Annotated in this window: 10 protein-coding genes; 2 read left to right on the plus strand and 8 right to left on the minus strand. The window is 70.4% G+C overall.

The annotated features are described in order from the left end of the window. Nucleotides 1-523: 523 nt before the first annotated feature. Nucleotides 524-649 (plus strand): hypothetical protein, encoded by a 126-nt coding sequence (locus tag KN815_RS52420; protein ID WP_372458586.1) that lies wholly within the window; start codon nucleotides 524-526, stop codon nucleotides 647-649. 12 nt (nucleotides 650-661) lie between these two features. Here KN815_RS52420 and KN815_RS51020 read toward each other — a convergent pair whose 3' ends face one another. Continuing rightward, nucleotides 662-1,669 carry a helix-turn-helix transcriptional regulator gene (locus tag KN815_RS51020; protein WP_253209478.1) on the minus strand — a complete coding sequence of 336 codons (1,008 nt, stop codon included), beginning with the start codon at nucleotides 1,667-1,669 and terminating at the stop codon, nucleotides 662-664. A gap of 223 nt (nucleotides 1,670-1,892) precedes the next feature. On the opposite strand from KN815_RS51020, the gene KN815_RS37750 reads away from it, so the two are divergent. Further along, on the plus strand, nucleotides 1,893-2,585 hold the full coding sequence (locus tag KN815_RS37750; RefSeq protein ID WP_216346348.1) for an alpha/beta fold hydrolase: 693 nt from the start codon (nucleotides 1,893-1,895) through the stop codon (nucleotides 2,583-2,585). Nucleotides 2,586-2,758: 173 nt separating this feature from the next. On the opposite strand, the gene KN815_RS52425 is transcribed toward KN815_RS37750, so the two are convergent. The 7 genes from KN815_RS52425 to KN815_RS37780 all read right to left on the minus strand — a co-directional run bounded on the left by KN815_RS52425 (nucleotide 2,759) and on the right by KN815_RS37780 (nucleotide 10,165). Further along, the gene (locus tag KN815_RS52425) at nucleotides 2,759-2,884 is read right to left on the minus strand and encodes a thiomuracin/GE37468 family thiazolyl RiPP peptide (protein ID WP_372458585.1); all 126 of its coding nucleotides are present in this window, start codon (nucleotides 2,882-2,884) and stop codon (nucleotides 2,759-2,761) included. 305 nt (nucleotides 2,885-3,189) lie between these two features. Next, nucleotides 3,190-4,473 (minus strand): thymidine phosphorylase, encoded by a 1,284-nt coding sequence (locus tag KN815_RS37755; protein ID WP_216346349.1) that lies wholly within the window; start codon nucleotides 4,471-4,473, stop codon nucleotides 3,190-3,192. 83 nt (nucleotides 4,474-4,556) lie between these two features. Then, nucleotides 4,557-4,979: a cytidine deaminase gene (locus KN815_RS37760; protein ID WP_216346350.1), complete on the minus strand. Its 423-nt coding sequence runs from the start codon at nucleotides 4,977-4,979 to the stop codon at nucleotides 4,557-4,559. Then, on the minus strand, nucleotides 4,976-6,271 hold the full coding sequence (locus KN815_RS37765; RefSeq protein ID WP_216346351.1) for an ABC transporter permease: 1,296 nt from the start codon (nucleotides 6,269-6,271) through the stop codon (nucleotides 4,976-4,978). Before KN815_RS37765 ends, KN815_RS37760 begins: the two co-directional genes overlap by 4 nt. Then, a complete protein-coding gene (locus tag KN815_RS37770) occupies nucleotides 6,268-7,401 on the minus strand; it encodes an ABC transporter permease (RefSeq protein WP_216346352.1) in 1,134 nt (377 codons plus the stop codon). The genes KN815_RS37765 and KN815_RS37770 overlap by 4 nt, the downstream gene beginning before the upstream one ends. After that, the gene (locus tag KN815_RS37775) at nucleotides 7,398-9,014 is read right to left on the minus strand and encodes an ABC transporter ATP-binding protein (protein ID WP_216346355.1); all 1,617 of its coding nucleotides are present in this window, start codon (nucleotides 9,012-9,014) and stop codon (nucleotides 7,398-7,400) included. The genes KN815_RS37770 and KN815_RS37775 overlap by 4 nt, the downstream gene beginning before the upstream one ends. A 116-nt stretch (nucleotides 9,015-9,130) precedes the next feature. Further along, the gene (locus KN815_RS37780; protein WP_216346353.1) at nucleotides 9,131-10,165 is read right to left on the minus strand and encodes a BMP family lipoprotein; all 1,035 of its coding nucleotides are present in this window, start codon (nucleotides 10,163-10,165) and stop codon (nucleotides 9,131-9,133) included. Nucleotides 10,166-10,635: the final 470 nt, after the last annotated feature.

Below are 10,635 nucleotides of genomic sequence, written 5' to 3' on the forward strand. Positions count from 1 at the left end.
GTATGTACGGCGCCATTGGCCGGGGGCGTGGGGGGCGGGGATCGGCGCCACACATACACGTAAGCGTCCAGGACCCCACCCCTGCGACCCCGCCCCTCCTGCCGTCTCGCGGCTGCCCGCCGATCCGGTGGCACCGGACCCGGCCCGGTTCCAGGTCGCCCGGTGGTGGACGAGCGGGGGTGGGTGCGACCCGTCTCGCGGGTACCCACCGGTGGCCTCCGGCCCTGGCCCAGGCCCGCCCGGCGTCATCTGAGGGCTTCGACCGCCAGTGTGGTGGCCTTGGCGATCCGGACCGTCGCCGGCGGGGAGGCGGTGATCGCCCCCAGCACCAGCCGGCGCCTGCTGGACGCCTACGCCGGCTCCTTCTCCATCGCCGACCACCAGGCGCGCGCCACCGCGCTCGCGGCGCTCACCGACCGCGAGCGGGAGGTGTTCGACGAGATGACCGCCGGCTACACCAACGCGGAGATCGCCCGCCACCCGGGTGCTCGCGGAGGGGACCGTCAAGACCCACGTCGGGCGGGTGCTGATGAAGCTCAACCTGCGCGACGGCGTCCAAGCCGTGATCTTCGCGTACGAGAACGGCCTGGCCGCGCGCGGGAACGGCGCCCGACCACGCAGTGACAGTGACATCGGTGACATCCAGTGACATCGCCGCCGATCAGCGAAGGGGGTGCAGCCAGCGGTCCAGGGAAGACGACGCCCTGGCGAACTCGGCCGGCGTCTGCCCGTACTGGGCTTTGAACGCGCGGATGAAGTGGCTGCCGTCGGCGAACTGGTACCGGGTGGCGACTTCCGACACCCCGGGCCGATGCCGGGGCGCGGCCAATTCCATGCGCGCCTGTTCCAGCCGCCGGCGGCGGATGTAGGCCGCGACGGGCTCCCCTGCCGTGGCAGCGGCGAACGCCCGGTGCAGCGTCCGCACTGAGACGTTGAGCTTTCGGGCGAGCATCGTCGGCGTGAGTTCGGGATCGGTGAGGTGCTGGTCCGCGATCTCCATCGCCGCGCGGAGCAGCGCGGGTGCCAGAAGCGGCTCGACGTCGTCGAGTTCGCGCCTCATGGCTCCCCTGACCAGCTCGACGAGAGCGCCACGGGCGGCCCACAGGCCGGTCGGCGTGAGGTCGCACACGGTCTCGCGGATCATCTGCGCGTGCGCCATGAGCACGCGCACCTCCGCGGTGTCGGCCGAGCCTACGATCGGCTTGCCGTCCGGCAGCGGCGCCACGGCCCGGGCGGGCAGGAACAGCAGGTCAGCGGCTGAGCCGTAAGGGATCTCGAAGAACTCCGGCACATCGTGGCGCACGATGAGGGTACCCGCCTCGAAAGTGAGGTCCTCGCCTCGCCCGTCGAGCCGGCCGAAGCGCCAGGAGCCGTGCCGCAGCCGGTGCACGGCTACCCAGCGGCCGGTTTCATGATGGTCGGGCACGGTGCGGCCGACGTAGGAAGCGCTGTAGGCGTCCGCGATCACCACGTCGACGGCCGCCACGGCCTGGAATCTCACTTTGAAGTCGCTGGAAGCGGTGACATCGAGCCGGTTCAGCGGCCATGGCTCGCCTACCTGCGCCTCCCATTCCCGCCGGAAGTCGTCGAAGCCGTCCTGAGGGGTTGCCGAGGCGGTGACGTCGATGGAAACGGTCCTCCCCCGGCCCGCTGCCAGACCGCTGGTCATCGATGCTGTCTCCCCATCGTGGCACGCAGGTTCCATCGTCACGGCACTGAGGTTCACGCTCACGCGGGCACCCCAGCCGTAACGTAGCCCGCATCAAGCACGTTGCGCATTACAAGGAGACAACAGCATGGCTGCCGAAGCGACTGGCGCGTCCCGCACTCTCACCCTACCGACGGGCCAAGATCTCACCTTCGCCGAATTCGGGCAGAACACGGATTCCGCCATGCTGGTGCTTCACGCCGGCGCCGGCCCACACACCGTGATGGAGTTCGCCGAGGCGGCTTCCAAGCAGTCCTACGTGATCGTCCCGACTCACCCCGGCTTCGAGGGAACGCCGCGCGAGGAGGGCACCGACTCCGTCGCCGACCTGGCGGAGGCCTACCTCGACCTGATCGACACGCTGGGGCTCGAGCAGGTGCTGGTCGTGGGCAACTCGCTGGGCGCCTGGATCGCCACCGAGGTCGCGCTTCGCGACAACCACGGGCGCGTCAAGGCCGTCACGCTGATCGGCGCCACCGGAATCAAGCCCACCCCGCCGCTGGAGGTCGCCGACCCCCGGAAGGCCGGCCCGGTGCGTACCGGGGAGCTGGCCTTCCACGACCCCAAGTTCCGGGACGACCCCTCCACCTTCACCGAGGAGCAGCAGGCCACGTTCTTCGGCAACGCCTCGACCGCGGTCGTCTACGGCGGTGAGGACTTCTACGACACGAAGCTGGCCGCCCGCCAGCACCGCGTCACCGTCCCGGTGCTGGTAATCGCCGGCGAGCAGGACGGCATCGCGCCGCCGGAGTTCCAGCGAGCCATGGCCGGCGGCTTCCCGAACTCCACCTTCACGACCATTCCGGAGGCCGCGCACTTCCCCCACATCGAGCAGCCCGCCGCTGTCTTCGACGCCCTCGAGGATTTCCTGAAGTAAAGAGCGACGCGGCACGCGGGTGAGTCCGGCCGGGGCGCTGGTACCGCAGTCCCAGCGCCCGGGGGTTCCCCCGGCGTCGAACGTCGCCAAGGTCTGAAACGAGCCCGGCCTGCTCCCGCGAGCAGGCCGGGCTCTTGCTTCTCAGGCGTTCAACCCCTTGAACCACGCGCCGTTCAGGAACAGCCGCAGTTGCAGCAGTTCGGCGGCGGCGCGCAGCAGTAGGAGGCGCTGGCCTCGGTCATGCCGTGCCCGGCCGTGAGCGACTCGCCCTGCGCGCCGGCGGCACGAAGGGGGATCATGAAGCGAACGGCCAAGGCGATGGGACGCTGGCTGTTTGACGTCACACCGCTGCTCGTCATCTACGGGACCTGCGCTGCCGTCGTGGTGATCACCTACAGCGGGAAGCTGTAACCCACCAGACCGGCCCCGCCCATGAGCTGCCTCCCGCAGCGCTGGGCGGGGCTTCCGTGCGCCTGCCGACGTACACACCACGCGTATATGTATGGGGCAGGCACCCACCCGGATGCCCAAAGCTCATGCGCGTCCACGTTGAGGTCCGACATCTGTTGCCCGCTGAATGATGCGGCCGAATGGCCGAAGTTGCTCACCCCTGGGCGATGCGCTCCAGCACGATCGGGGTGGCCGTGAACTCCGTGTTGTGGGGGGCGTAGGTGACCGCGTCCTTCAGGGCCTCCAGGGCGTAGGCGAAGGTCGACGGGGTGTCGGTGTGGAGGGTGAGGAGGGGCTGGCCCGTGGTGACGCGGTCGCCCGGTTTGGCGTGGAGTTCCACACCCGCGCCCGCCTGGACCGGGTCCTCCTTGCGGGCGCGGCCCGCGCCCAGGCGCCAGGCGGCGAGGCCGACCGCGTAGGCGTCGAGTCGGGTGAGGACGCCGTCGGCGGTGGCCGTGACGACGTGGTGTTCGCGGGCGGTGGGCAGCGGGGCGTCCGGGTCGCCGCCCTGGGCGGCGATCATGCGGCGCCAGTGGTCCATCGCGGTGCCGTCGGCCAGGGCCTTGGCGGGGTCGGCGTCCGGCAGGCCCGCCGCGTCCAGCATCTCGCGGGCCAGGGCCAGGGTCAGCTCGACGACATCGGCCGGGCCGCCGCCCGCCAGGACCTCCACGGACTCGCGGACCTCGAGGGCGTTGCCCGCGGTGCGGCCGAGCGGGGTGGACATGTCGGTGAGGAGGGCGGTCGTCCGGACGCCGTGGTCATTGCCGAGGCCGACCATCGTGGTGGCCAGTTCGCGCGCGGAGCCGATGTCCTTCATGAAGGCGCCGGAGCCGACCTTGACGTCCAGGACCAGGGAGCCGGTGCCCTCGGCGATCTTCTTGGACATGATCGAGGAGGCGATGAGCGGGATCGACTCGACCGTCCCGGTGACATCGCGCAGCGCGTACAGCTTCTTGTCGGCCGGCGCCAGGCCCTCGCCCGCCGCGCAGATGACCGGGCCCACGTCGCGCAGGACGGCCAGCATGTCCTCGTTGGACAACTGGGCCCGCCAGCCGGGGATGGACTCCAGCTTGTCGAGGGTGCCGCCGGTGTGGCCGAGGCCCCGGCCGGAGAGCTGCGGTACGGCGGCTCCGCAGGCGGCCACGAGGGGGGCGAGCGGCAGGGTGATCTTGTCGCCGACGCCGCCGGTGGAGTGCTTGTCGGCGGTCGGGCGCGGCAGGGAGGAGAAGTCCATCCGCTCACCGGACGCGATCATCGCGGCGGTCCAGCGGGCGATCTCGGCCCGGTCCATGCCGTTGAGGAAGATCGCCATCGCGAGCGCGGACATCTGCTCGTCCGCCACCTCACCGCGCGTGTAGGCGTCGATGATCCAGTCGATCTGGGCGTCGGTCAGGCGGTTGCCGTCGCGCTTGGCGCGGATGACGGAGATGGCGTCCATGGGGCGGTACGGGGCCTTTCGTGTGCAGGGGGCCGGCCGGGTGGGCCGGGGCCGACCGGGTGGGCCGGGGCGGCGCGCGGACGTCAGCCGTGGGCGGCGGCGCGGCGCAGATCGGCGGGGCCGAAGGCGTCCGGGAGGAGTTCGGCGAGCGGGCGGATGCCCGTGAGGGTGTCCATCTGGAGCTCGGGGCCACCGTGCTCCCACAGCAACTGACGGCAGCGGCCGCAGGGCATCAGCACGGCGCCCTCGCGGTCGCAGCAGGTGAAGGCGGTGAGACGGCCGCCGCCGGAGGCGACGAGGGAGGAGATCAGACCGCATTCGGCGCACAGCGCGACGCCGTACGCCGCGTTCTCCACATTGCAGCCGCTGACCGTGCGGCCGTCGTCGACGAGCGCGGCGGCGCCGACGGGGAAGTCCGAGTAGGGGGCGTAGGCCCGGGACATGGCGTCCCGGGCCTGTGCGCGCAAGCCGTCCCAGTCGGGGGCCGCCGCGGCGGAAGTGGTCATGTGCCCTGTCCCTTTCGATAGGGCCTGTTGTTCGCCTTGGGCATGCGCAGCCGCTGTGCGGCGAGCCCCATGACCAGCAGGGTCACGATGTACGGCGTGGCGCTGACCAGGCCGCCCGGGACCGTGTCGGTCAGGGCGTACCACAGCAGCAGCGCGACGGCCGCGGCGCCGGACACCGCGCCCGCGAGATAACTCTTGCGGACAATCCGCCAGGCCGCCAGCGCGGCTAGGCCGAGTGCGACCAGGAGCAGCAGGGCGTGGACGGTCGCCCCGCCGTTGCGCAGTTGCAGGGCGTCGGAGTAGCCGAAGAGCCCGGCGCCCATCGCGAGCCCGCCCGGCCGCCAGTTGCCGAAGAGCATGGCGGCGAGACCGATGTAGCCGCGGCCGCCGGTCTGGCCCTCGTTGTAGATGTGCGAGCGGACGAGGGCGAGGAAGACGCCGCCGAGCCCGGCGAGGGCGCCGGAGATCACCACGGCCGCGTACTTGTAGAGGTAGACGTTGACGCCGAGGGACTCGGCCGCCGTCGGGTTCTCACCGCAGGACCGCAGCCGCAGTCCGAACGAGGTCCGCCACAGGGCGAAGAAGCTGCCCACGACCAGCAGGACGGAGACGATGGTCAGCGCGGAGATGTCGGTGACCAGACCGCCGAGGATGCCCGCGACGTCCGAGACCAGGAACCAGTGGTGGTTCTCCAGGTCGGCGAGCCAGTCGGACAGCCCGGGGACGGTGAACGTCTGGATGGGGTCGACCTGCGGGGAGTTCTTCGGGGAGCCGCCGATGTCGGACAGCGGCTCGAACCAGCGCTTGGCCAGATAGGTGGTGGCGCCGAGGGCGAGGATGTTCATCGCCACACCGGAGATGATGTGGTCCACCCCGAAGGTGACGGTGGCCACCGCGTGGATCAGACCGCCGACCGCGCCGCCGAGGACGCCCGCGAGCACGCCCACCCAGGGGTTGGTCTGGTAGCCCGCCCAGGCGCCGAAGAAGGTGCCGAGGATCATCATGCCCTCGAGGCCGATGTTGACCACGCCGGCCCGCTCGGACCACAGTCCGCCGAGGCCCGCGAGGCCGATGGGCACGGCCATGGAGAGCGCGGCGGCGATCTGCCCGGAGGAGGTGACGCGGTCGAAGTCCGCCTGCTGGGCGGCGTCGACGAACGCCCGCAGCACCGACAGCGCGACCAGCGCCCCGGCGACGATCAGCAGCACCTTGCCCAGGGACATCCGGGAGGCGGGCCCGTTCCCCTTGCCCGGCGTGCTCGTGCTCTTGGTGGTGGTCACCGTGGCACTCATGCCGGCACCTCCGTCTCCGTCTTGTCGATGCCCTTGTCGGCCCTGGCCTGGGCGGCGAGCTCCGCGCCGACCCGCTGTTGCTGACGCTTGAGCCCGTAGCGGCGCACCAGTTCGTACGCGATGACGACACACAGGACGATCACGCCCTGCATCACGCCGACGATTTCCTTGTCGTAGCCCTCGAACTCCAGGCGGTTGGCGCCGCGCTCCAGGAAGCCCCACAGCACGGCGGCCAGCGCGATGCCGACCGGGTTGTTGCGGCCGAGCAGCGCGATGGCGATACCGGTGAAGCCGATGCCGGTGGGGAAGTCGGAGGTGAACTGGTGGGTGTCGTTGAGCAGGGTCGGCATGCCGATCAGACCGGCCATCGCGCCCGAGAGCAGCATGCTGGTGAGCACCATGCGCTTGACGTTGACGCCGCTGGCCTGGGCGGCGGACTCGGAGCGGCCCACCGCGCGCAGATCGAAGCCGAACCGGGTGCGCCCGAGCAGGAACCAGAAGCCGACGCCCGCGAGCGCCGCGACGACGATGAAGCCCCAGATGGGGTCGAGGCCGCCGCCCGCCGGGAAGGTGAAGAAGTGGCTGGAGGACGGCAGCGGGTCGGTGGCCACTATGTTGGTCTGCTTGTCGAGGTCGGCCAGCCGCCCGTCCACCAGCAGATAGCTGATGAGGATGCCGGAGAGGGAGTTCAGCATGATGGTGCTGATCACCTCGCTGACGCCCCGGTAGACCTTCAGCAGACCGGCGATGGACGCCCACATGGCGCCGACGAGCATGGCGACCAGGATGATCAGCGGGATCTGCACCAGCCCCGGCAGCTTCAGCGCCCCGCCGACCACGGCGGCGAAGAAGGCGGCGAGCCGGTACTGGCCGTCGACGCCGATGTTGAAGAGGTTCATCCGGAAGCCGATGGCCACCGAGAGCCCCGCCAGGTAGTACGTCGTCGCCTTGTTGAGGATGTAGACCTGGCTGTCGGCCTTCACCCCGTAGTCGAACATGATGCCGAAGGCGTTGAACGGCTCCTTGCCGGTCGCCAGCAGCACCAGCGCGGTCAGCACGAACGCGGCGGCGAGCGCCAGCACCGGGGCGGCGACCGCGAGCAGCACCCGCTCCTTGTCCAGCTTCTTCATCGGGCCTCTCCCCCGGTCGCGGCCTCGGTCCCGTCGTCGGCCGGGTGGTCCAGACGGCCGGAGGCGGCGCCGGTCATGGCCGAGCCCAGCTCCTCCGGGGTGATGGTGGCGGGGTCGGCGTCGGCGACCAGCCGGCCGCGGAACATCACCCGCAGGGTGTCGGACAGGCCGATCAGCTCGTCCAGGTCGGCCGAGATCAGCAGCACCGCCAGGCCCTCACGGCGCGCGGTGCGGATCTGGTCCCAGATCTGCGCCTGGGCGCCCACGTCCACACCCCGGGTGGGGTGCGCGGCGATCAGCAGCTTGGGGTGGTGGCTCATCTCCCGGCCGACGATCAGCTTCTGCTGGTTGCCGCCGGACAGCGAGGCCGCGGTGACCTCGATCCCGGGGGTGCGGACGTCGTACTCGGCGACGATCCGCTCGGTGTCCCGCCGGGCGGCGGCCGGATTGAGCAGTCCGCCCTTGCTGTTGGGCACCTCGGTGACATGGCCGAGGATGCGGTTCTCCCACAGCGGCGCCTCCAGCAGCAGTCCATGCCGGTGGCGGTCCTCGGGGATGTAGCCGATGCCGTCCTCGCGCCGCTTGCGGGTGGGCGCGTGGGAGATGTCGGCGCCGTCGAGGGTGATGGTGCCGGCGTCGGGGTCGCGCATGCCCATGATGGCCTCGACCAGTTCGGCCTGGCCGTTGCCCTCCACACCGGCGATGCCGAGGACTTCGCCCTTGCGGATGGTGAAGGCGATGTCGTCGAGCACGGCCCGCTCCACGCCGTCCACATCGGTGGCGGTCAGCCGCAGCGCGTCCACGACGAGCATGTCGGTGTCGGTGACGGTGGATTCGCGGGTCTCGGGCGAGGGCAGCTCGCTGCCGACCATCAGCTCGGCCAACTGCCGGGGGTCGGTCTCGGACGGGGCGACGGAGGCGACCGTGGTGCCGCGGCGGATGACGGTGATGTCATCGGCCACCGAGAGCACCTCGCCCAGCTTGTGCGAGATGAACAGCACCGTCAGGCCCTCGGACTTGAGCTCGCGGAGGTTGTCGAAGAGCGCGTCGACCTCCTGCGGGACGAGAACGGCGGTCGGCTCGTCGAGGATGAGCGTCCGGGCGCCCCGGTAGAGGACCTTGAGGATCTCCACGCGCTGACGGTCCGCCACCCCCAGCTCCTCGACGAGGACATCGGGGCGCACCCCCAGCCCGTAGGCGTCGGATATCTCCTTGATCCGGGCGCGCGCCCGGCCGCTGATGCCGTGCAGCTTCTCCGCGCCGAGGACCACGTTCTCCAGCACGGTGAGGTTGTCGGCGAGCATGAAGTGCTGGTGCACCATGCCCACTCCGCGGGATATGGCGTCCGCCGGGGAGTGCAGTTCCACCGTCTCGCCGTCGATCGCGATGGTGCCCTCGTCCGGGCGCTGCATCCCGTAGAGGATCTTCATCAGGGTCGACTTGCCCGCGCCGTTCTCGCCCACGAGGGCGTGCACGGTGCCGCGGCGCACAGTGATGTCGATGTCGTGGTTGGCGACGACTCCGGGGAACCGCTTGGTGATTCCGTGGAGTTCTACGGCGACGTCGGTGACGGCACCGGCGGGAGCGCCCTTGGGTGGGCTGGCGGCTTCGATGGCGCACTCCTGAGGGGCGGAGGGGGGTGGGGCTGGCCGGGGGCCGGACCGGCCTGGGTATGCCACGGACCCGGGCGGGCACCCGGGAGGTGCCGTACGGGTCCGTGACGCGGGGGTCAGTCCTTGTAGGTGTCGTTGACCTTGATCTGGCCGTCGACGATCTTCTTCTTGGCCGCTTCGATCTTCGGCTTGATGTCGTTGATGAAGCCGCCGGAGTACGAGAGGGAGACGCCGCCGCGCTTGAGGTCGTAGGACTGGACGCCGCTCTCGGGCTTCTTGTCCTTGATGACGCTCTTGATGAAGTCGTAGACCGAGCCGTCCACGGTCTTGACCATGGAGGTCAGGATCGTGTTCTTGTACTGGGCCAGGCCCTTGTCGTAGTACTGGTCGCCGTCGACGCCGATCGACCAGGTGCCCTTCTTGCCCGCGGTCGCCTCGATGGCGCCCGCGCCGGAGCCGCCGGCCGCGGAGAAGATCACGTCGACCTTGTTGGAGAGCATGCCCTCGGCGATGTCCTTGCCGCGGTCCGGCATGCCGAAGCCCTTGGCCGAGCCGACCTGCACCCACTGGACGTCCAGGGACGCCTTGGGGTTGGTGTCCTTCAGGCCCTGCTGGAAGCCGCCCGCGAACTTCTTGATCAGCGCGCTGTCGGTGCCGCCGATGAAGCCGACCTTGTTGGACTTGGTCTTCAGCCCCGCGGCCACACCGGCGAGGTAGGAGCCCTCGTGCTCGGCGGAGACCAGGCTGGCCACGTTCTTGGCCTCGACGACCGAGTCGACGATGGCGAAGTCGGTGTCCTTGTACTTCTTGGCGGCCTTGGTGAGCGAGGGGGTCCACGCGTAGCCGACGCCGACGACGGGGTTGTAGCCCGCCTCGGCGAGGCTCGCCAGCTTGTCGTAGCGGTCGGCGTCGGTGTCGCCGTCCTTCGCCGTCAACTCCTTGCCCTTGACGTCGAAGTCCTTCAGGGCCTTGTCATAGCCCTTGGCGGCGGAGTCGTTGAAGGAGTGGTCGCCACGGCCGCCGACGTCGTAGGCCAGGCCGATGCCGGCGTCCTTGCTTCCCTCTTCGGAACTGCTGCCACAGGCGGTGACGGAGAATGCGAGAGCCGCGGTGGCGATGCCCGCGACAGCTATCGTGGATACCCGGCGCACGAGGGTCCCCTCTGATGTTCTCGAAGCGCCCCTTGCGGCGCTGGTTCCGCCGCATCGTAACGCGCGTAGATGCCAGATAAAGGCCCCTTAGGAAGCCGTTATCGGATCGTCGCGAACCTCTTGTGTCCGCCAGGTCTACGCAACGTTTCGGGCGGGCAAAACGGCCGCGATTGCGCCCGGTACGTCCCGGTATGAGACCCGGCGGGCGAGGCTCCCGGATCAAGAGCGGGGCCGGGCCGCCCGCCCCTCCTTCCCCACCACCGGGTGCACGGACCCCGCCCGTGCGCTACGGCGGTGCCGCACGGGCGGGGCCGGGGGCTTCGTCCGTCAACCGAGGGGTGTGTCGGGTGAGCGGAGCCAGAGTCGCTGTCCGCCGGGGGACACGGTCAGCCCGAAGTCGCCGGGGTCGGGGCTGCCGTCGTTCACGTACGCGGTGTGCACGGCGGTGGCCTCGTCCCACAACTGGCGTG

The organism is Streptomyces niphimycinicus (genome assembly GCF_018883605.1).
In the GTDB taxonomy this organism is placed as follows: Bacteria; Actinomycetota; Actinomycetes; order Streptomycetales; family Streptomycetaceae; genus Streptomyces; species Streptomyces niphimycinicus.